The sequence below is a fragment of the Annamia dubia NIES-4383 genome (assembly GCF_055394725.1).
Genome location: NZ_AP025630.1, coordinates 2,313,712 through 2,335,361, shown reverse-complemented (window position 1 = coordinate 2,335,361; position 21,650 = coordinate 2,313,712). Strand labels below are relative to the sequence as shown.

General features: G+C 34.9%; 16 protein-coding genes. 6 read left to right on the top strand and 10 right to left on the bottom strand.

The features are described from left to right. Positions 1–42: 42 nt before the first annotated feature. Together Anndu_RS10465 and Anndu_RS10460 are read right to left on the bottom strand one after the other, a co-directional pair. Positions 43–792, bottom strand: coding sequence for a DUF1995 family protein (locus Anndu_RS10465; RefSeq protein ID WP_464101145.1), 750 nt, complete (start codon positions 790–792; stop codon positions 43–45). A 66-nt stretch (positions 793–858) separates the two neighbouring features. Continuing rightward, positions 859–1,293: a secondary thiamine-phosphate synthase enzyme YjbQ gene (locus Anndu_RS10460; RefSeq protein WP_464101144.1), complete on the bottom strand. Its 435-nt coding sequence runs from the start codon at positions 1,291–1,293 to the stop codon at positions 859–861. A gap of 185 nt (positions 1,294–1,478) precedes the next feature. Here Anndu_RS10460 and Anndu_RS10455 point away from each other — a divergent pair, with 185 nt between their 5' ends. Beyond that, positions 1,479–2,024, top strand: a complete 546-nt coding sequence (locus tag Anndu_RS10455) for a DUF2854 domain-containing protein (RefSeq protein WP_464104074.1) — start codon at positions 1,479–1,481, stop codon at positions 2,022–2,024. A 76-nt stretch (positions 2,025–2,100) separates the two neighbouring features. On the opposite strand, the gene Anndu_RS10450 is transcribed toward Anndu_RS10455, so the two are convergent. Beyond that, positions 2,101–2,358, bottom strand: a complete 258-nt coding sequence (locus Anndu_RS10450; RefSeq protein ID WP_464101143.1) for a CRR7 family NDH-1 assembly protein — start codon at positions 2,356–2,358, stop codon at positions 2,101–2,103. 61 nt (positions 2,359–2,419) lie between these two features. On the opposite strand from Anndu_RS10450, the gene Anndu_RS10445 reads away from it, so the two are divergent. Further along, positions 2,420–3,874, top strand: a complete 1,455-nt coding sequence (locus Anndu_RS10445) for a protein adenylyltransferase SelO (protein WP_464101142.1) — start codon at positions 2,420–2,422, stop codon at positions 3,872–3,874. A gap of 75 nt (positions 3,875–3,949) precedes the next feature. Next, positions 3,950–5,461, top strand: a complete 1,512-nt coding sequence (gene ilvA / locus Anndu_RS10440; protein WP_464101141.1) for a threonine ammonia-lyase, biosynthetic — start codon at positions 3,950–3,952, stop codon at positions 5,459–5,461. A 110-nt stretch (positions 5,462–5,571) separates the two neighbouring features. On the opposite strand, the gene Anndu_RS10435 is transcribed toward ilvA, so the two are convergent. The 4 genes from Anndu_RS10435 to Anndu_RS10420 form a co-directional block, all read right to left on the bottom strand. Further along, a protein-coding gene (locus Anndu_RS10435) for an IS630 family transposase (protein WP_464104073.1) occupies positions 5,572–6,598 on the bottom strand; the annotation gives its coding sequence in 2 pieces (ribosomal slippage) (positions 5,572–6,220 and positions 6,219–6,598; 1,029 coding nt in all). A 138-nt stretch (positions 6,599–6,736) separates the two neighbouring features. Continuing rightward, positions 6,737–6,985 (bottom strand): NfeD family protein, encoded by a 249-nt coding sequence (locus Anndu_RS10430; protein ID WP_464101140.1) that lies wholly within the window; start codon positions 6,983–6,985, stop codon positions 6,737–6,739. A 146-nt stretch (positions 6,986–7,131) separates the two neighbouring features. Further along, entirely contained in the window at positions 7,132–7,608 is a 477-nt protein-coding gene (locus tag Anndu_RS10425) for a hypothetical protein (protein ID WP_464101139.1), read from the bottom strand. A gap of 99 nt (positions 7,609–7,707) precedes the next feature. After that, positions 7,708–7,902 (bottom strand): hypothetical protein, encoded by a 195-nt coding sequence (locus tag Anndu_RS10420; protein ID WP_464101138.1) that lies wholly within the window; start codon positions 7,900–7,902, stop codon positions 7,708–7,710. 231 nt (positions 7,903–8,133) lie between these two features. Here Anndu_RS10420 and Anndu_RS10415 point away from each other — a divergent pair, with 231 nt between their 5' ends. From Anndu_RS10415 to Anndu_RS10405, 3 genes are read left to right on the top strand one after another with little or no spacing between them, the layout of a single operon-like run. Further along, on the top strand, positions 8,134–9,969 hold the full coding sequence (locus Anndu_RS10415) for an NB-ARC domain-containing protein (protein ID WP_464101137.1): 1,836 nt from the start codon (positions 8,134–8,136) through the stop codon (positions 9,967–9,969). A 56-nt stretch (positions 9,970–10,025) separates the two neighbouring features. Continuing rightward, positions 10,026–10,346 carry a helix-turn-helix domain-containing protein gene (locus Anndu_RS10410; RefSeq protein ID WP_464100878.1) on the top strand — a complete coding sequence of 107 codons (321 nt, stop codon included), beginning with the start codon at positions 10,026–10,028 and terminating at the stop codon, positions 10,344–10,346. 13 nt (positions 10,347–10,359) lie between these two features. Continuing rightward, positions 10,360–11,013 (top strand): HARBI1 family protein, encoded by a 654-nt coding sequence (locus Anndu_RS10405; RefSeq protein ID WP_464101136.1) that lies wholly within the window; start codon positions 10,360–10,362, stop codon positions 11,011–11,013. Between the two features lie 157 nt (positions 11,014–11,170). Here the strand turns inward: Anndu_RS10405 and Anndu_RS10400 are convergent, their stop codons facing one another. The 3 genes from Anndu_RS10400 to Anndu_RS10390 form a co-directional block, all read right to left on the bottom strand. After that, positions 11,171–12,928 carry an ABC transporter ATP-binding protein/permease gene (locus Anndu_RS10400; RefSeq protein ID WP_464101135.1) on the bottom strand — a complete coding sequence of 586 codons (1,758 nt, stop codon included), beginning with the start codon at positions 12,926–12,928 and terminating at the stop codon, positions 11,171–11,173. Between the two features lie 68 nt (positions 12,929–12,996). After that, the gene (locus tag Anndu_RS10395) at positions 12,997–20,862 is read right to left on the bottom strand and encodes an SDR family NAD(P)-dependent oxidoreductase (protein ID WP_464101134.1); all 7,866 of its coding nucleotides are present in this window, start codon (positions 20,860–20,862) and stop codon (positions 12,997–12,999) included. Positions 20,863–20,921: 59 nt separating this feature from the next. Next, the gene (locus Anndu_RS10390; RefSeq protein ID WP_464101133.1) at positions 20,922–21,620 is read right to left on the bottom strand and encodes an aspartate/glutamate racemase family protein; all 699 of its coding nucleotides are present in this window, start codon (positions 21,618–21,620) and stop codon (positions 20,922–20,924) included. Positions 21,621–21,650: the final 30 nt, after the last annotated feature.

Sequence of the window (21,650 nt, the reverse complement as noted above, 5' to 3'; positions counted from 1 at the left end):
AAGCGAGAGGTTTTAACCTCTTGCTTTATTTTTTTATTCGATTTATTGATTTAAGGCTTTAATTAAGCTAGTTATTTGATCAAAAAATCCGGCTTTTTTCTGAGGATTTTGCTGTTCATTTAAACTATTTTCTTCAATTGGATTTAATAATTGATCTAAATATTCTCCCACTGGTTTATTGTTTTCTTGAGCTATCAACTCATAATCATCATCTTTTTCTCTTAATACCAACCAAGGTGAGGGATAATAGCGATATAACATTGCTCCCTCTAAGGGACGAATATAATAAGATGATTCTAAAATACTCAGAAAACGCTCTCTTAATTGACGAGCGGCATAACCGATTCCTACCACTGCCACATCTTCTAGTTGAGGTGTAAGTAGGATCACAGGGCGATCACCAACGATATTACATAATTTTTCCACTTTTTCCACTTCCACCGAGGAAGGGCAAACCAATAAAAATAGTTGATCATCATCACTCACTTTAGTTTCCACAGAAATTAAACGACTGCCGAGATCAACCACTTTAAAAGAGGTTTCCCCCCAGTCACGCCGTGCTAAGGCGGCCGCCCCCGTATCAGTAAAAATCACTTTTAAACCCATACCATAGTCGGCAAAAAAATCAGCAAATTGTTTAGCGATCATCTGTGCTTTTAAAGCAATTTCAGGAAAAACTAATTCAACTTGTAATCTATTTAAACCATCATTTAAAGCCTGTTGAGTTGCAATTTTAGCTTGATTAATTGCCTCATCTAAAGATTGAGGAAGATTGGGAATAGAACTGATCATAATTAGAAATTTAAAATAAATAATTTAAAATAATTTAGTTATTAAATAATTGTCAATTACCAATGGTCAACTGTCAATTGTTTGCCCCCAAATAGTGGCTAAAATTTGACGAGAACCTCCATAATTGCGATGTTCTCCTAAATAAATTCCTTGCCAAGTTCCTAAAGCAAAACGGCCATTTTTCACCGGAATTAAAACTTGACAACCCATTAAAGAAGATTTGATATGTGCGGCCATATCGTCATTTCCTTCGATCGTATGAACAAAATAATTAGCACCATCAGGAATTGCTTGATTAGACCATCTTTCAAAATCTCCACGCACATCTGGATCCGCATTTTCATTAATAGTTAAAGAAGCAGAAGTATGTTGGAGAAAAAGTTGAGCCATCCCGACTTTAAAATGTTTTAAATCTTGTAAATTTGCCTCAATTTCTGAGGTAATCAAATGATAACCTCGAGGACGAGGTTTTAAATTAATTTGTGCTTGACGAAATAACATTTTTTGTTTAATTTTTTCACAACAAATTTTGGCAAAAAAACTTTAATTTTATTTAGATTTTAGTCAACTCAAAATTAAAATTTTTTAATTTTGTTCAGCTATTTTTGACAAGAAAAGCTACAATATTTAATTATACATTAATTCAACAAGGATCAATCATTTAAACTATGTCATTTTTAACTAAAATTTTTGCGAAAATTCGTTTAAGTATGTTAGGCTTAGTCGTGGGGGGCATTTTGACGGTGATCGGCATTATTGCCTACGCTACAGGTAACGCCACCGTTAATTTAGCCGGTTTTTTCTATGGTATTCCGTTATTTTTGGGAGGATTAGCATTAAAAGCGGCCGAATTACCTCCCGTTCCCTTAAAGGAAGCCAGTGCAGAAATTTTAAAATTAAGAGAAAGTCAAGCCACCTTAATTCAAAATCAAATTCGTCAAGATGTCACTCGTTATCGCTATGGGCAAGATGCGCATTTAGATGAGTCTTTACAAAAATTAGGTTTAAGCCCAACGGATGAAGAAAGACCGATTTTAGATGGTTTAAAAGAGTTAGTAATTGAGGAAAAATATGCTTTAATGTTAGAGTTTTATTCTCCTTTAATTGCCTTAGAAAAATGGCAAGAAAAACAGGATAAAATTACTCGTTTTTTTGGGCCTAATATTGAAGTAACGATTGAAAGTCCAGCAGAAAATCGAGTTAATTTAGCATTAATTAGTAATCAAAAATAAGGCCATTACTTCATTAAAATAGGATGATTTTGTAGGGATATAGGGTTGCTATTTCCCTACAATAATTAATAATTAATTATTTTTCCAAACGAATCACATACCATTGAAGATAATTACCATCTTCAAATTCCAATTCACAATAATTATCTAATAAATATTGAGCTTTTTTTTCTAAAGTTTCAAATTTGTTTAACTGTCGTGGTAAAATATCAGGATGATCGTTTATTATTTTTTGTAATTTATTTAATAATTCATCATAACTAACAAAAGTTTCCGGTTGATTCGTTTCTAAAATTACAAAGCCATCTTCTTGATACATAATTGAATCTGCCATAAAAATTAACCTCTTGAATGATCAATTTAACTAAAATTAATTAATCTCTTATTATAAAACCATGAATCAACAATTTGACAATCCTTTTTTAAATCTTAATTATGAAACAGCCTTAGAAAACTTAGGAGATGATTATTTTGATATTGTAGCGGCCGCCGAATTTCCTGAACATATTTTAAGATTTCGTAATGATCAATTATTAGCTAAAATTGGATTAAAAAAAGAAGAAGTTAGGGAAGATCATTTTGTTGAAGCCTTCGGTTATTTTTACAGTCAACGCCCCTTTTTAGCCCTAAAATATCACGGTTATCAATTTGGCGAATATAACCCCTATTTAGGGGATGGTAGAGGTTTTCTTTATGGACAAATTAGGGGAATTGATCATAATTTATATGATTTTGGCACAAAAGGATCAGGCCGCACTCCTTACTCCCGAAATGCTGACGGCAGACTAACATTAAAGGGAGGAGTAAGGGAAGTTTTAGCCGCCGAAGCCCTACATTCTTTAGGTGTAAAAACATCTCGTTGTTTAAGTTTAATTGAAACGGGTGAAGCCTTATGGCGTGGGGATGAACCCTCTCCGACTCGTTCATCTGTGATGATTAGATTTAGTCTTTCTCATCTGCGTTTTGGCACTTTTGAAAGATTACATTATATACAACGATCTGATCTGATTAAAAAATTATTAGATCATGTTATTAATTACTACTATCCAGAGGTAACAAATGCTAAAATTGAACATCAAGAAGAACGATATTTAATGTTTTATGAAAGTTTAGTTAATCGAGTAGCAAAATTGGCCGCCCAGTGGATGAGTGCGGGTTTTTGTCATGGTGTATTAAATACAGATAATATGTCAATAACTGGGGAAAGTTTTGACTATGGGCCTTATGCTTTTATTTTAAATTATAATCATCAATTTACGGCCGCCTATTTTGATTATGGAGGGCGTTATAGTTATGGGAATCAACCTTTTATTTGTCGTTTAAATTTAGAAATGTTACAAGTCCCTTTAAAAATGATAGTATCCTCAAGGAAATTAGAAAATATATTAGTAAAATTTGATCAAATTTATCAGCAAAATTATAAAGAATTAATGTTAGCAAGGTTAGGTTTTAAAGAATTATCATTTTTTGAATCTGAAGAAATTTTAAAATTAACCATTCAAATATTAAAAGAAAGTCAAATTATTTATCATCACTTTTTTGCAGAATTAGCCCAAGGTTTTCAAACAATTTGGCGAGAAGAAGCATCAACAATTTTAGAAAATGCCTATTTTATTAACGAATTAAATCAACTAGGGGAAATTTGGCAAAAATGGCAAAACTTATATAGTAAAATTCTTAATAATTATGCTTTATCTGACTTAGAAATTATCCAAGAAAGATTACTTTATTATAACCCAAAAACCGCCTTATTAAAACCATTAATTGAAGAAATTTGGGAGGAAATCGCTAATAACAATAATTGGCAACCTTTTAATAATTTAGTCAAAATTTTACAAGATAAAAACTAATTTTTTGGAACTAAAGACCTAAACTTTGATAAACTTTAATAATATTAATAGATCTACGATTAAAAATTAATTTCTATGATGTGTGATTACCTTGTTCAAATTTTAACCGCGCGAGTCTATGATGTGGCGGTGGAAACTCCCTTAGAAATAGCTCCTAATCTCTCAAAAAGATTAAACAATAAAATACTCTTAAAAAGAGAGGATATGCAATCAGTTTTCTCTTTTAAACTGAGGGGAGCTTACAATAAAATGGCACAATTAAGTCCAGAATTATTAAAAAAAGGAGTAATTGCGGCCTCGGCGGGTAATCACGCACAGGGAGTGGCTTTAGGAGCTAGTCGCTTAGGCACTCAAGCCATCATTGTGATGCCCGTTACCACCCCCCAAGTTAAAATTGATGCGGTTAAAGCCAGAGGGGGCAACGTGGTGTTACATGGCGACACCTACGATGATGCTTGTGCCTACGCCCGTCAACTCGAAAAAGAAAAGGGCTTAACTTTTATCCATCCCTTCGATGATCCCTACGTTATCGCAGGGCAAGGCACTATTGGCATGGAAATTTTACGCCAATATCAACAACCGATCGATGCTATTTTCGTGGCGATCGGTGGTGGCGGTTTAATCGCCGGAATTTCCGCCTATATTAAGAGGTTATATCCTGAAATTAAGATTATTGGAGTTGAACCAGTGGATGCTGATGCGATGAAACAGTCTTTAGAGGCTGGCCATCGGGTAAAACTCTCTCAAGTGGGCTTATTTGCCGATGGTGTAGCCGTTAAAGAAGTAGGAGAAGAAACATTCCGCCTCTGTCAACAATATGTGGATGAAATCATCTTAGTTAGCACCGATGACACTTGTGCGGCGATCAAAGATGTGTTTGAGGATACCCGCTCAATTTTAGAGCCGGCCGGGGCATTGGCGATCGCAGGGGCAAAGGCCTATGTAGAAAGGGAAAAAATCGAAGGAAAAACCCTTGTGGCGGTGGCTTGTGGGGCCAATATGAATTTCGATCGCCTCCGTTTTGTAGCGGAAAGGGCGGAGTTAGGGGAAAGACGGGAAGCGATCTTTGCCGTCACAATTCCCGAAAGGCCGGGCAGTTTAAGAGAGTTTTGTGAGCTTTTAGGGCGAAGAAATCTAACAGAATTTAGCTATCGCATAGCAGAGGAAAAAGAGGCTCATATTTTTATCGGTGTGCAGATTCAAAATAAAAACGATGCGATCCAACTAGCCCAAACATGGGAAAAAGAAGGTTTTAAGACAATTGATCTAACGGATGACGAATTAACCAAACTCCATTTAAGACACATGGTAGGGGGGCGATCGCACCTAGCCCATCACGAATTATTTTATCGTTTTGAGTTTCCAGAAAGGCCGGGAGCATTAATGCAATTTGTGAGTTCAATGAGTCCCGATTGGAATATAAGTGTATTTCATTACCGTAATAATGGTGCTGATTATGGAAGGATAGCTGTAGGAATCCAAGTGCCTCCCTCAGAAATGAGTCAATGGCAAGAATTTTTAGATAATTTAGGTTATCATTATTGGGATGAAAGTAATAACCCTGCTTATAAATTATTTTTAGATTAAAATAATCCCATTTTGCCAACTGATGAGGTACATTAATTAACAGTTATTTGTTATTAGTTAAAATTAAAAATGTACCTCATTAAATTAATAAATAAATTAGTATAGCAATCCTAAATAGGTTGTGGCAAAATTCCATATTGATAAAGTTTGGGGAAATCAAATATTTGACCATGCACAAAAAACTTAAATAGCCACTTTACTATTTTAAATGATTTACATAAATGATAGAATTGTCTAATAAAATTTTTCACTTGTAGCCAAATATCTTCTACCGGATTTTGTTCTGGAGCATTAGGGGCAAATTTATGACAAGTAATTAACCATTCTTCTTCCAATAAATCTTGATTTATTATAGTTAAATACTCCCTAAATTCTTTTGAGTCATGATAGGTTGCTCCATCCCAAAATATTGCTAATCTTTTTCCTTTTCTTTTTGATAGTAAATACTTGATAAATTTGATCGTATTTTCTGTATTTCCACTTTCATATTCTTTGACAATAAATTCTTTAGTTTGATAGTCTAATGCCCCATAATAAGTTTGTCGGCTTTTTTCATTTTTAATGGGAATTTCTATTCTTTGATCTGTTCTTCCCCAAACATAACCTAAAATGTCTCCCCAAAGTAAATGACATTCATCAATCATAAACACTACAAGCTCTCCACTCTCTATTTCTTCTTTCCAAATCTCTAATTTTTCACTGATTTCTTTTTTTTTAGCTTCGACTAATTCGTCATTTTTAGCCGGATTCTTTTTTGAGTTTTTTCCAACTTATTTTCGCTTCTTTGAGCAAACTATAATAACTTTGATTGGATTTATAAATAATATTATATTCTCGCTCTAAATAAATTTTTAAATCTGATAATCTTAAATATTCTTGCTCTCTTAACCAATTAATAACTTGGTCTTTTTCTTCTGGTTTTAATTCACTTTTAGTTCCTTTAAACTGTAATTTCAAGCTTTCTACTCCACAAAAAAGAGCTTGATTTTTCCACATACTAATAAAGCTATGAGAAACTTGTAATAATTCTTTTACTTCATGGTATGATTTTCCTTCTAAAATCATTTTGACAGCTAAAGCCCTTTTTATTTCTTTAGCCTCTTTTGTTTGATTGATAAAATCATTTAACTCAGAAATAATGTTCATTTTTTTTTCCTTGAATTTAGATTATAATTAATATTATATCTGTTATGACCTATTTAGGATTGCTATATATCGCAAAAAATAAATAAATGATACAAATTTTAGTTTTGTTAATAAACTTTAAATGCTCTCTCAATTTAATAGACTTAAAAAAGGTCTAACTGATACAGTATTCCCTTCAATATTAGTAATTTCTACTAACATATCTGTTGTTAAAATAAGATTATTTTCTTCACAAATAGCGGAATACCAAGTTCCACAAATATAAATTTGACCTTTATGATAAGGTAAAATTGTAATAGTAACTACTCCTCTTTTCCCTATTAAATGACGTGGATCATTAAAACTTAAGCGTTGTTCTTTTTTTCCTAAACTAAACATAATTGTTAATCTCCTTACGTTATATTTTTTATTCGGTTAGATTATTCAAAATTATGCAGATATTATTATTAATTTTTGTAAAAAAGCCTTAAGTAAAATGTTACTTAAGGCTTAAATAAGAGCATATTTCTTCTTCTCCTGAGTGATTAGTAGACTGGAATATTGTAATCAGAAAAACAACGTTGCTGTTCAAAACCTACCACTGGAAAATTTGTATCAATATTGGTTACATTGTTTCCATAAGCGTTAAGTTCAAGTCCAAAATTAGGATTAGTAGTAGTAGTTCCACTCACACCACCATTCAAGTTATTATTAACACTACCACTAACGATTCCCCCATTGACTGATACACCAGCTTCAGACCCACCTCCTGCATTCCAACCCATACCTTGAGGGAATTGTCGTGCATCAACATAAGTTGTCATTGTATAAGGGACCCAATAAACTTCTAATCGTGCATTACCTTGTTGCATGACCCACGCTTTAGGGACATAAATACAGACTTTTCCTTGATAATTTTGATCAACAGTAATTGCTTGTGCTTTATCATGGAAGAAACTGGCAAGAGAAACTGTTGTTAATGCACCCAAAAGAACAGATTGAAAAAATTTTTTATTACTCATTTTATTTTGACTCCTCAATTTGTAAATTAAGTTTCTGTTTTTTAAGAGAAGGAGTAGGCTATTTTTTATAATAGTTAAATAGCCCACTGCTTTTTTTATCTACTCACGATCATTACGGGCTTTTTCCCATGCTTGATCACGGGCTGTTTGAGCATCGTAATTTGTTGATTCATAGGTTTTACCTGTTTGGTTATCACGCACCGTAGCGGTATGTGTATGCCAATCTTGACCACCAAGTCCAAATAAAACGTCACCATTATCAGTGGTAGTAGTATCGTAACGAGGGTTAGACATCGTTTTGTCTCCTATTTTTATTTAAATTTTGTTTAGTTTTTAAGCAATTTGTTGAATTAACTCTTTGCTTATGTATCTTTTATAAAATACTTTTTAAAGACTGTCAGTCAGTTATAGTTATTACTTAAAAAAATTTTTTTAGTTAAAAATAGTTACATTTAGTTAAAAAAGTAAGAAATAGTTAAAAAAGTTTTGCTAAACTTAGTTCAATTTGATTAAAGTTACTTAACTATGGATGCTGAAACTGCTGTAATGTTTGTTGATAGGTTGATTTCTCAGAAAACAGGGGAACACCTTACCCATGAGCAAAGAGAAATTTTTAGAGGTGTTTGGGATGGTAAAAAATATCCTCAAATTCTTGAGGATTCAAAGATTTATGCTTATTCAAAAAATCCAGAACAACAAGCTAAAACCACTGCCAGTAATTTATGGCAATGTTTAACAAAGATTTTTAATGAAAAGATTAGTCAAAAAAGTTTAAGGGCAACAGTAGAGCGTAAGTATAAAGAATTTTCTGAAAATCAAGGTAGTGAGAGCGTCTCGCTCTCTAATAATTCTGATCACAACCAAGATATAGGGGGATCAGACCCCAATTTTGTAGGTAGAGAAGATGCGATCGCCCATTTAAACAATCTGATTCAACAGGGGAAAAAAGTAATACAAATAATTGCTTCGGGAGGTACGGGTAAAACTGTTTTAGCTCAAAAATATCTCAATGATCATTTTCCCAAAGTTTTAGAATTTAATATTGCTAAAGAAAGAAAAGATATAGCTTCTGTTGAAAGTTTATTAGAGGAAAAATTACGTCAATTAGGAGAAGAACCCGGACGGGAATTTATGGTATCTTTAGATCGCCTCAAACAGAAGCTTAAAACCGAAAAGATTGGCATTTTAATTGATAATCTTGAACCTGCTTTAGATCATAATGGAATGTTTATTAATGGTCATCGTAGTTATGTGGAATTATTAAAAGTTTTAACCGATATTAGTGTTAATTCTATTACTTTTATTACCAGTCGTGAGCGTCTGGGTGAAAGTTTAGATATTACTCTTTATAATTTACCTAGTTTAACTATTTCGGCATGGGGTGAATATTGGCAAAATCAAAAAATTAACACCGATAGCCCTATTTTTACGGAAATTTATAAAGCTTTTGGTGGTAATGCTTTAGCGATGAAAGTATTATGTGAGATGATTATTAATGATTTTAAAGGTGATATGGTTGCTTATTGGCAAGATCAGAAAATAGAAGATAGTTTAATGATAGAAAAAGCTGTAGAAAATTTAATTAAGGAACAATTTGAAAGATTAAAAATGATTAATCTTTCTGCTTATAATTTGCTGTGTCGCTTAGGATGTTATCGTTATCAAGATGTGCCAACTGTATCAGAAAAAGGTTTATTTTGTTTACTGTGGCATCTAACAGAAAATAAACAAAAAAAAGAAGTGATTAAAGTATTAAAAGAACGGGCTTTAGTTGAATTTAATAATGGGGATTATTGGTTACATCCTGTTATTCGAGAGGAAGCAATTGAGAGATTAAGAAATAGTGAAGATTGGGAAAAAGCTAATACCCAAGCGGCAGAATTTTGGACTGAAAGTGTTAAAAGTGTTGAAACTATTAAAGATGCTTTAACTGCTTTTGAAGCTTATTATCATTATTTGAATATTGGAGATTATGATCAAGCTGGTTATGTACTTACATTAGCAAGAAATAATCAATGGGAAAAAAAAGAATATATTGTATGTTCATGTTATAGGTTAGGTTTATTAAATCAAACAATTATTAATATAGAAAAAATTATTAATAAAATCAATAATAATCATAAGCAAGGATATACTTTAGCTAGATTGTATAATAACTTAGGAGATTTATATTGGTTAACTGGTTGCCTTTCAAAAGCAATTAAAGCACATCACAAAAGTATGATGATTGCAACCGAGTTTAATATAAAACAACTCAAAACGGTTTCTTACTTCAATATTGCTCTTTGTCTGATAGATATAGGAAATATAAAACCAAGCATAATTTTTTGTAAAAAAGCATTAGACATCTCTATAATATAATATAAATAAAAAAATTAAGCTATCATCAACAAAAATTTTAAGGAGAAATAGCCAAAATGAGTAATTATACTTGGCAATATATTCAAGATCACAAACAAGCAACTAAAAGATTATTAGGAATTAATTATGAACAATTAGAACTGCTAATCGCACATCTTTTAATCTTGGAGAAACAAGCAAAAGAAGAATCTGAAAAACAAAAAACTAGAATTATCAATTCCGGTGGTGGTAGAGAGAGTAAACTTTCAAAAGAAAACCAGATTATTTTGACTTTAATTTATTTAAGACATCATCTGAGTTTTCAACTATTAGGTATCGTCTTTCAAGTAAGTGAATCAACTGCGAATAATTTGTTTGATTATTGGCAAAAATTATGAGAGAAGCTTTGCCATGCTCTTTACTAGAACAAGTAAAAAGTCCCCAGAAAAAATAGAAGAAATGTTGGAAAAATTGAAGGAAAATGAATTATTAGTAGATAGTGAAGAACAGCCAAGAGAAAGACCTTTAGACTATGAAGAACAGAAAAAATATTATAGTGGAAAAAAATGTGAACATACTTTTAAAAATCAATTAATTAGTCTTCCAAAAGGCAGAGATATTGTGGATGTAGTGGCGGGAAAACCAGGTCCTTCAAGTGATATTAACATTTGTCGTCAAAATCTCAAGAAGTTTGGGATGAATCAAATGTTTAAAGGGGATAAAGCTTATGTGGGAGAGCCACAAATTATTACCCCAAAGAAAAAACCGAAAAAAGGAGTATTAACTCAGGAAGAAAAAGAAGAAAATAAAAAGATTTCATCGGTCAGAATATTTATAGAACATTTAATTAGAATCATAAAAATATGGCGAGTAGCAAGAGAAAGATTTAGATTAAGAAAAGATAAATATCAGTCAGTATTTTTAACAGTTTGTGGGTTAGTGAGATTAAGAATTGAGAGTTTAGTTTTAGAAATAGTAAAATCATCGTCATCAAGTGAAGTAATTGATGTTTTAATCAGTCATACTTTTGGGAGGAAATTAGATTTAGAGGAAATTTTGACGTGAAATTAACTTTACGGCGATTGATTGCTGAGTGCTGATTAAAGATGAAACTGTTACCATATAAGCTTTATCAGTTATTGGAGATGTCTATTACCGATCAAAAGAGTAGACATCCTTAACCAAGGTTGCCCTTGGTTGTACAAACTGGATATTTGCTTCATTACCCCGATTTTGAAGCTTGATAATCATTAACTGAAACCAGTCGCCAATGAGAATCTTCTGTTAATTCTAAAACCCATTGATGATACTTAAATAAACTCTCTCGATGTCCCACACTGATAAAAGTTGTTCGTGATCTTTGTAACTCCTGATATAACATTTCCTCGTTCTTTAAGTCTAAAGCACTTGTGGCCTCATCTAAGATGACATAGCGCGGATGGGTAACTAACAATCGTGCAAACGCAAGACGTTGTTGTTCTCCTAAAGATAATATATTCTCCCAAGGAACTTCAGCATCAAAGTTATCAACTTTTGTGACTACATTTTGAAGATTAACTTGTTGTAAAACTTCTTCAAGTTCTTGATCTGTCATGGTACGGGTTGTTTTAGGATAAAGTAACTGTTCTCTTAAAGTACCCAAAATAATATAGGGACGTTGAGGTAAAAAGAGAAATTCTCCTAAGGCGGGTCGCCTTAAACATCCCTCTCCTGCATTCCAGAGGCCGGCAATGGCTCTTAATAAAGAGCTTTTACCCCTGCCACTAGGCCCAACAATTAATAAGCTTTCTCCCGTTTCAATCGAGAGGGATAAATCCTCCACAATCACTTTTTCATAATCCGGTGTTTGTAGAGTCACATCCTCAAAACTGATTTTCTTTTGTTCGAGAGTTTGAATGGTACTGGCATTTTCCTGTTCTCTGGTGACTTCTTCCAAAGCCGATGAAAATTCCGATAGACGCTCAACATAACTGGAAAATCTGCCCGATGAGCCAAATTCGAGGATTAACTCGGAAAATCCGTTAGCAAACATACTACAGGCAATAATAGCTTGATTAACCTGCCCGAAATCAATTTCTCCACGAATATAGGCCGGGGCAAAAACGATAAAGGGAAATATTTGAATTACTGAGCGGTAACCCCGACTGAAAAGATCTTGATTTTTTTCCCAATTAATTTTACTGAGTGAACTTCTGATTAAATTAGTAAATCGGCGCTCAATAATTTTTGATTCTTGATTTTCTCCTTGAAAAAAAGCAATTGATTCGGCATGATTGCGAACATGGGTTAAAGTATAAGTGTAATTGGCTTTCGATTCTAGTTCTTCTTGAGTAATTTTATCTAATTCTTGACTTAAATAAACTGCAATTAAATTGCCGATAATGGTATATGCAATTAAAATAAGGGCGGCCAGTGGCGAAATTGAGAAAAGAATGACTAAAAAAGTCGTCATTTCTAAGACTTTTTCTAATAAAATCGCTACAAAATTAACCGCATTTCTGGCAATGGGTTCTATTTCTTGAGCCAGTCTTTGATCTGGATTATCTACATCGGATCTAAAATTGATTTTATAATAGGCTCGATCGCCCAAATATTGACCAACTATCTCCCGATTAAGCCATTGATACCAATTGATTATAATTCTTTTTTTTACAAGTTTAGAAAAGGCGGTAAACAGAGTAATTAATAGTAATCCCAAGCCATAAATTGAGAGGATTGTGATAAATTTAGAAAGGTTTTTGTCTTGAATAATAACATCAACTAAATAGCGATTAACAAAGCTATTCACCGCATTGGAGGCAACCAGACCTACAATTAATAAGATCAGGAGCAAGAGCATTGCCCATGAACCCATGACTTCGGAAAAGGGCCTCCCTTTGGGATCCTTTGGATACCAGTAAGGGGCGGCAATTATTTTCAAATTATCGAAAAATTGAGTAAAACTTTTTAAGGGTTGTTGTTGAAAAAATTTAGTTTGCATAGTCTCAATACAGGGTAATTGTTAGCAAATGTCTTTAAGTCGGAACGAAAAGGCATAAATAGGCAGATTTAATCCCTTAAAAAAGCCTCCAAATCAGCAAGTTCTTGTAAAATTAAATCCTCATCAATCTCCTGCTGAACTTCACTCAAATCAATCATCTTCTGGGCGGGTTTTTGAATTTGTTCACCGAAAATATGCTCGAAAAGATAATCAACCAAGCGTCTAATATTGGGAAAATCAAAGACTAAAGAAGTGGACAAGGTAACTTCTAATCCTTTCTCTAAACGATTTTTCAATTCAATAGAGGATAAGGAGTCAATCCCCATTTCAATCAATCCTTGTTCTGGATCGGGCATCCCTTTAATTCCCAAAATAATTCTGACTTGTTTGCCAACATATTCTAACAAATATTCCCTACGTTCTCCTAAAGAAATCTCCTCTAAAAGATAGCGTACAGAAGGGGATTTTGGAACGGGCTTAATGGGGGTTTCACCAAGTCCTAAATTTTTGAGTAGGGGTTTATCTCCTTTAAATTGATAGATCTTTTTAAAGCGAACCCAGTCTACATCAGCGATTAAAACTTGTGTTTGATTAGAGGCGATTATGGCATCCATTGCCGAAAAAGCCGTATCAAGATCAATTTCCCTCATTCCAATCTGTTTGAGCCAGTCTTCATACTCTTGAGAAACAATACCATTACCTGCTAATAAGGCCCAATTTAAAGTAGTTGCTCTGAGTCCTTGAAGATGACGCACATAAGCCAATCCATCCATAAAATGACTAACGGTATCATATAAACCTTGTTCTTTCGCTCCCCAAATAGCACCTGCCGAAGAAAATAGCACAAAATAGTCTAATTCAATTCCTAAAGATAGCTGATGTAAATTCCAAGAGCCTTTAACTTTTGCCTGAAAAATAGCTTCGAGATCCTCAAAAGTACAGTCTTTTAATTCAGCTTGTCGGCCTGAGATTCCGGCAAGGTGGAAAACTCCCCTTAGGGGATAGGGGCTTTTTTCAATCTGGCTGAAGATGGACTCCATCGCCTCAAAATTACCTACGTCTGCGCAAATGACTTGGATTGATGCCCCTTTTTGCTCTAATTTTCTGAGGGTTTGTGAGATTTCCATTAATTCCGTTTCGCTGTCCCACCGAGAACGGGATGAGAAGGGGCGGCGGGTCGTCAAAATCAGATGTTTCGCTCCTAAATTGACTAAATGTTGAGCTAATTCTAACCCTAGATGTCCTATTCCCCCCGTAATTAAATAGGTAGAGTTCGATCGCATCTCAAGGGGTTTTGTCTCTAAAGACTTCTGGGGAAGCAAACGTGCCACATAACTTTGACTTTGGCGCAAAATCAAATGATCTTCATCCCCAATCTGAGTTAATCCTCTGATTAATTCCTCTGTTTTTTGATTAATATTCACATCAGGATCAAGATCAATCATACCCCCCCATAAATGAGGATTTTCTAGGGCAATAACACGCCCCATCGCCCAGAGGGGAGATTGAGCCAAAAAGGTAGGCTTTTGTGAGTTAAAGGTTTGGCCGCCCTGAGTAACAAGGAACAATTTAGGAGAATTGGGAATTTTTTGAAGGGCTTTGAGAAGATTTAACAGATAGTTACACCGATTTAATAAAATAGATTCTGGTTGATTTTCTTGATCATTATTCACAAGATAAATAATCTGATCGGGTTGTGGATTCAAGCTAAACCATTCTTCTAATTGTTCTAATTGATGGCCATTTAAAGCATATTCAAAAGATGATAGCTCAGTGTTTTTATTACTTTGATAAATTATCTGACAAGACTCATAATTTTCGAGAATTTGCTTTTGAAGGGCAAGGGGAAAAGCATTTGTTTCTGGTTTTATATCGGTAAAAATTAACCAATTTTTGCCCAGATGATTGACTGATTCTTGATTTTGAGCAACAATAATACTTTGTTGAAATAAAGCTTTATCTATTTTTTGATCGGGAGAAACCGATTTAACTTGGGAAAAGCCGGATTTGAGCAGAATTGATTCCCAAGTTGAGGCCGTAATAATGGGATGATTTGGGCGTAAATCATAGTCGCTAAAACGCCACCAACCTTGAGTTACACCAAAAATTAAATCAATCCAGTTAGATTGATGGGTTAATTCCAACAGTAATAAATGACCACCTCGGCGCAATAAACTCTGAATATTAGGCAAAGTTTCCTCTTGTAAAGAGGCGGTAGAATGTAAAACATTGGCGGCAATAATTAAATCATAATCACCTGAATCAAAACCTTGTAATTTCGGGTCTTTTTCAATGTCAAGAACCTTATATTCTATAGTAGAACAATCTGAAAAAATCTCTTTTGCTGTCTCTAAAAAGACGAGGGAAACATCGGTAAATGTGTAATGAATAGGATGAGAATGACAAGCTTTGAGAACTTGTTGGGTTGTCGCCCCAGTTCCTGCACCGATTTCGAGAATACGCAGGGGGCGTGAGGTGTCAGCATTTGAGAGCAAAAGTTCAACCGTTTTAGAGATGGTCTGATTGAGAATTTTAGCCCAAGATGTATTTTTATAAAAATCTTTTGCTCCTATTTCCTCAGAAAAGAGAATGGATAAAGGCGGAATTTCTCCTGTTAAAATGGCCGCTAAATTTGTGGACACTCGCCAAAATAAGCTTAATTCTATCTTAGCATTAGGATAATGATTAATTAAATGCTCTAAAGCTAAATCAGGGTTAGAATTAGCTGAATCTTTGATGATTTTCCAGCCAGAATTTTGCTTTTCTAAAATGCCATTTTTAGCTAATATATCTATGCAATGATTCCATAAGCCTTGATGTTCTACTTTAATCTTCTGTTGAAACACAGAAAGAAAGGTGTTAATTTCAAAAAGTTTTAAATCTTTTAGCGCTTTTATAATAAAATCGGCGGTCAATTTTTCCATTTCACAAAAAGCCAGATCAACCCCTGTTAATTCTGGGGATTGGAGTTGGGGTTCTAAGTAAGCCTCTAAATCCGTTTTTAAAGTTGTGAGGTTGTGCAATTTCCCATTTCCTAAACCAGAGGGAAGCCATGCCACTTGATAGAGCAACTCAGCAAAGTTAGATTTTCCCGGATCTTGATGATGAAGTTTAATTAATTGTTGCACAAGTGCCGATACTGTTTCCTGTTCATCCTCAGAATAATTACCAGTTTTCAAGAGAGTTTTTATTAAATTATCACTCTCTTTTTGAGATAACATTTTAACTAAATTAGATTCTTTTGCAACCGTTGTGGAGGATGTTTTTAAGGGAATCCAATGTTGACGTTTTTCAAAGGGATAGGTAGGTAAAGGGCATCTTCGGGAATGGTAATCTTTCTCAAAGCTAAACCAATCTATGTCTACCCCACGAACATAAAGCTTCCCGAGACTTTCTAACAACACTTGCCAATCGGAAAATCCTGAGCGTAAACTAGGTAAAGTTAGGGGTTCAGATGAAGATAAAGACGACTGAACAATAGCTGACAGAACAGGTTGAGGCCCAATTTCAATAAAAGTATCACAGCCAAGAGCCTGTAGGGATAAAACCCCTTGATGAAATTGTACCGTATTGAGTAAATGTTGAATCCAATAGTCAACACTCATTATACTCTCATTTGCGACTTCTCCCGTTAGGTTAGAAATCAGAGGAATGTGAGGTTTACTAAAAGAAATTTCCTCAAGAATAGCTTTAAATTCTGTCACCATTGGCTCAACTAAAGGAGAGTGAAAACCATGAGAAACTTTGAGTTGACGAACTTTAATTCCTAGATTTGTAAAGTGATCAAATAATTTTTCAATTAAATATTTTTCTCCAGAAATTACCGTATGTTGTGCGCTGTTAATAGCGGCAATGGCGACTTTGATCCCTTGTTTTTCACATTCTTTGATCACCGATTTTTGATCAAGAAAAACAGCCATCATTGCCCCCTGATTTTGAGGTAATTTACCCATCAAATTACCTCGATTAGTAACAAGTTTTAAGCCATTTTCAAGATCAAAAACCCCTGCAAAACAAGCGGCCGAATATTCACCTAAACTATGGCCTAAAATAGCGGCTGGTTTGATCCCCCAAGAATGCCATAATTGAGCGAGGGCAACTTCAATCAGAAATAAGGCGGGTTGAGTATGGGCAGTTTGAGTTAAGGTGTCATCTCCCTGAGCAAAAATCACATTTAAGAGGGATTTACCCGTTAGTTTTTGATAGTAGGTTTCCCCCTGATCTAAAGTTTGCTTAAAGGTAGGTTGAGTCTGATAAAGTTCAGATGCCATGCCCCCATATTGAGAACCTTGCCCCGTGAATAAAAAGGCAATTTTAGGCGGTTTTTTTTCATCAACTTTACCGTTAATTATTGAGTCATAACCTTTTTCAAATTGCTGTAATTGCTCAATCAAATCAGTATATTTAGAACCAGTTAAGGCCAAACGATGGGAAAAATGAACCCGGCCGGTATTCGCTGTAAATACCACATCGCACAGATCTCCTTCGGGTTGATTTTCTAAAAAGTCTCGGTAGCGACTCCCCAACTCTTTTAAAGCGGTTTCGGTTCGAGCCGAAAGGGTCAACAAATGATAGGGGCGTTTGCTCTGATTTTCTTCGGCCATAATGGGGGGGGCTTCTTCTAGGATCACATGGGCGTTAACTCCGCCAATACCTAGAGAATTAACCCCTGCTCGGCGGGGCGATTTTTCCCCTTGAGTTACCCAAGGCTTGGCCTTGGTATTGATATAAAAAGGAGTCTGAGCAAAATTAATTTGAGGATTAGGAGTTTGAAAATGTAATGTAGGTGCTATAGTTTGATGTTTGAGCGCTAAAGTTGCCTTAATTAAACCTGCAATACCCGAAGCAATTTGCATATGTCCGATATTGGTTTTGACCGAACCTAAAGCACATTGCTCAGAATTGCCTCCTTGATAGACTTTCGCTAAAGCATCAACTTCAATGGGATCCCCAAGGGGCGTTCCCGTGCCATGAGCCTCAACAAAACCAATGGTATTAGGCTCAACCCCTGCAACCGCTAGAGCTTCCAGAGCGGCCGAAATTTGCCCTTCTCCCCCCGGAGCCGTAAACCCTAATTTTGTGCCACCATCATTATTGATCGCAGAGCCTTTAATAACTGCGTAAATATGATCACGATCGGCTAAAGCATCTGATAATCTTTTGAGCAGAACTACCCCCACCCCACTGCCAAAAATAGTCCCCTTTGCTTGGGCATCAAAGGCGCGACAATGACCATCAGGAGAAACAATCAATCCCTCTTGGTACAAATAACCTATTTTTTGAGGAGAATTAATTGAAGCCGCTCCAGCTAAAGCCATGTCACTTTCTCCACTGATTAAACTCTGACAAGCCAGATGAGCCACAACTAAGCCAGTAGAACAAGCTGTCTGAATATTAACGCTCGGGCCTTGTAAATTGAGTTTATAAGAAATTCTGGTGGTTAAATAGTCCTTATCATTGGCCACCATCGTTTGAAACCCGCCCATTGAGTCTAAGGTGAAGGGTTGTAATTCATCATTACTATCTAATTGCCCCCGATTAGGATAACAATTATTCATTAAATAAGTGTTCATACTTGCACCTGCAAATATGCCGATTGATCCTTGATAAATGTGAGGATTATAACCTGCATTTTCCAAACATTCCCAACTACATTCAAGAAGTAATCTTTGCTGAGGATCCAGTAATTCCGCCTCCCTATCTGTGTAACCAAAAAATTCACTATCAAAGTATTCAACCCGATCTAAAATTGGTCGAGCTTTAACATAATTAGGCTGATTAAAAAGCTCTGGAGATACTCCCGATTCTAGTAATTCTTCATCTGAAAAGAAAGAAATCGTTTCCACTCCATTTTTTAAATTTTCCCAGAATGTGGTTAAATTATCAGCCCCCGGAAATTGCCCGGCCATGCCAATAATTGCGATGTCATGGCTTTCAAGGTGGCCACTGGTTCTATTTTTGGCGCGCAGACGGCTTTTTTGTTCGATAATTTGGGTAGTATTTGATTCTTGACTTAGGAAACGGGCAAGGGTAGCAACGGTGGGATTTTTAAACATTTCAGCGATGGATAGCTGACAGTTAAAGAGTTTTTCGAGTTGATTTTGAACACGGATTAAGTGTAGAGAATGCCCCCCCAGTTCAAAAAAGTTATCATGTAAACCTACTGAATTTAACTGTAAAACCTCGCCCCAAACCGTTGCGATTTGGCGTTCATGATCTGATTGAGGTAAGGTTTGATTTTTTTGACGTTCTGTTTCTAAATATTGGTTAATTTCTTGGATGCAGTTATGAAATAATCCTTGCTCAAATTGTTTCTTTAATTGAGATTTTTGTACTTTACCAATAGAAGTTTTAGGTACTAAATCTATCTCTAATGGAATAATATAAGCAGGAGAAATGCCGATTTTTTGAGTTAAATGAGTGCGAATTTTTTTAACTACTTTTACCCTCTCTTGAAATTGATCGGATTGGGGGCTAAAAGTAATAACTAATAAATCGGTTTCTAAATTTTGATCAAACACAGCAAAAGCGGCTGTATAAGAGACATTAACCCCTTCTAATTCTTCGATCGCCGTTTCAATTTCATGGGCAAAATAATTAATTCCATTAATAATAATTTCTTGTTTTTCTCGCCCCGTAATAAAGAGTTCCCCATTGAATAAATAGCCCAAATCTCCAGTGGTAAACCACCCTTGTTCAAAAACTTCTCGGTTAAGTTCTTGATTTTGATAATAACCTTTAGTAACAGAATTACCTCGCATTTGAAGCCTTCCAATTTCGCCTTCAGGCAGGGGATTATTTTCCTGATCAACAATGCGAATCGTTGCGCCCGGAATGGGTTTACCGAGAGAGACAAAACTATTTTCTTCGGTGAGTTGATCCCAACTTAAACCCGTTGACCAAGTAATCCCAGAGCATGATTCAGTCATGCCAAAAGCAGGTTTAATGGCAAGATTGGGGAGTTGATGTTTTTCGAGAATTTCTAAAAATAGACGGATCGTTTTTACTGAAACTTGTTCCCCCGCATTGACTAAAAATTTCATCGAAGAAAGATTATAAGATGTTTTTTCAAGTGCTTGTGCTTGTTGGTTGATCAGTGAAAATGCGAAGTTAGGCGCCCAAGAAATGCTGACTTTATACTTTTGAATTAAGTCTAACCATTTGAGAGGGGAACGCAGGATTAATTCCATCGGAACATGAATTTGATGACAGGCCAGATCCACCGCCATAATGCCTAAAAAGACGATCGCCCCCACATGATCCAAGGGCATCCAATTGAGGGTAACTTCTTGAGGGGTAAAACCGTTCATGGCCACGGTACCGGCCGACATAGATAGGATATTATCATGGGTTAACATGACCCCTTTAGGCAGTCCCGTACTGCCAGAAGTAAAGAGTAATAAAGCCGGATCCTGTGGGTTAAGAGTGGGCAATTGATGAGCTTGAGAGGCTGTTTTTCTTAGTGTATTAATCGAGACACATTGCCACCCTTTTAAATGAGAATAAGTCCCTAATTTTTCAATTTCAGTAATTAAGTGATTATCGGATAAAATGAGGGGTTTGTCTAAAAATTTCCAGACATTTTCTAGTTTTTTAACGGCAGAATTTTCCAGATCATAACTAGGCGCAATTGTTAAAGGAACGGGAATAATTCCCCCTAAAAAACAAGCCCAAAGAGTGGGAATAAAATCTTGAGTTTTGGTAATTTGTAGGATAACTTGATCCCCTAATTTTATTCCTTGTTTTTGCAATCCATTTAAGATCAAAAGAGCCTCTTGATATAAGTCTTGATAACTCTGGAAAAAATCACTTGTTTCATTTTGAATGTAAGTGATTCCCTGATTATGATGTTGAGTAGCATCAATTAAGACTTGAGCAAGAGTCTTGGAATTATCTTCTAATTTACCTCCAAAACTAATGGAATGTTTAGACATTTTTAGACCTCATATTTATGTATAAAAAAGTTTTTTTATGTTCGATGATTGGGATAGATTTAGTTTAGTTTGATCTCGCAAAAGTTTTGAGCGATAATTGTTAAAGGATCGATCGCTTTAATTGTCTCAATACCATTGAGTTTGAGAGATTTTGTTAAAAGATGAAATTCCGTACACCCTGAAATATAGGAACGAGTATTATATTTATCTAATAATTCTTCTATATTCCTCAGAATAGTTAAGGGATCATGTCCTCTTTTTAGCACTTTATAAATCATTTCATGGATCAATTGTTGATCATTTTCAGATAAAGAAATAATTTGATCGGCGGCCGCGCAACCTTCATGAAATAATTTTTTCTGATAAGTCCCCGTACTAGCCAATAAAAGACTCGGTTGATTATATTTTTGGAGTTCTTGATCCGCTATTTTGATTAAAGAAATGAGCTTATTCGTCAAATATTCAGGAATTTGAGGTAAAGCATAATGAGCGGTACAACAGCCGATCACGATGCGATCGGCCAGTTTATTTAGATGTTCGAGATTGACTTGAATAAAATCAATAAATTCTTTCTCTTTTCCACTATCAATTGATCCCGTGCGATCGGGTGCACAAGGCAGGGAAAAAACGATCACATTAGGGGATTCTTGCTCTTTTTCAATAAAGGGATTATAGTCATAAATTGACTTAAGAAATTCAGCCGTAACCACTGGCCCCATGCCCCCTAAAACGCCTAGAATCGGTAATTTTGTATTCATTAAATCTTCTCCTAATTGAGTAATTATTAT

What these genes read in the sequence shown, in the direction of transcription:
- Anndu_RS10465 (WP_464101145.1), bottom strand. Translation starts at nt 792, where the DNA reads ATGATCAGTTCTATTCCCAATCTTCCTCAATCTTTAGATGAGGCAATT.
- Anndu_RS10460 (WP_464101144.1), bottom strand. Translation starts at nt 1,293, where the DNA reads ATGTTATTTCGTCAAGCACAAATTAATTTAAAACCTCGTCCTCGAGGT.
- Anndu_RS10450 (WP_464101143.1), bottom strand. Translation starts at nt 2,358, where the DNA reads ATGGCAGATTCAATTATGTATCAAGAAGATGGCTTTGTAATTTTAGAA.
- Anndu_RS10445 (WP_464101142.1), top strand. Translation starts at nt 2,420, where the DNA reads ATGAATCAACAATTTGACAATCCTTTTTTAAATCTTAATTATGAAACA.
- ilvA (WP_464101141.1), top strand. Translation starts at nt 3,950, where the DNA reads ATGATGTGTGATTACCTTGTTCAAATTTTAACCGCGCGAGTCTATGAT.
- Anndu_RS10430 (WP_464101140.1), bottom strand. Translation starts at nt 6,985, where the DNA reads ATGTTTAGTTTAGGAAAAAAAGAACAACGCTTAAGTTTTAATGATCCA.
- Anndu_RS10425 (WP_464101139.1), bottom strand. Translation starts at nt 7,608, where the DNA reads ATGAGTAATAAAAAATTTTTTCAATCTGTTCTTTTGGGTGCATTAACA.
- Anndu_RS10420 (WP_464101138.1), bottom strand. Translation starts at nt 7,902, where the DNA reads ATGTCTAACCCTCGTTACGATACTACTACCACTGATAATGGTGACGTT.
- Anndu_RS10415 (WP_464101137.1), top strand. Translation starts at nt 8,134, where the DNA reads ATGGATGCTGAAACTGCTGTAATGTTTGTTGATAGGTTGATTTCTCAG.
- Anndu_RS10410 (WP_464100878.1), top strand. Translation starts at nt 10,026, where the DNA reads ATGAGTAATTATACTTGGCAATATATTCAAGATCACAAACAAGCAACT.
- Anndu_RS10405 (WP_464101136.1), top strand. Translation starts at nt 10,360, where the DNA reads ATGCTCTTTACTAGAACAAGTAAAAAGTCCCCAGAAAAAATAGAAGAA.
- Anndu_RS10400 (WP_464101135.1), bottom strand. Translation starts at nt 12,928, where the DNA reads ATGCAAACTAAATTTTTTCAACAACAACCCTTAAAAAGTTTTACTCAA.
- Anndu_RS10395 (WP_464101134.1), bottom strand. Translation starts at nt 20,862, where the DNA reads ATGTCTAAACATTCCATTAGTTTTGGAGGTAAATTAGAAGATAATTCC.
- Anndu_RS10390 (WP_464101133.1), bottom strand. Translation starts at nt 21,620, where the DNA reads ATGAATACAAAATTACCGATTCTAGGCGTTTTAGGGGGCATGGGGCCA.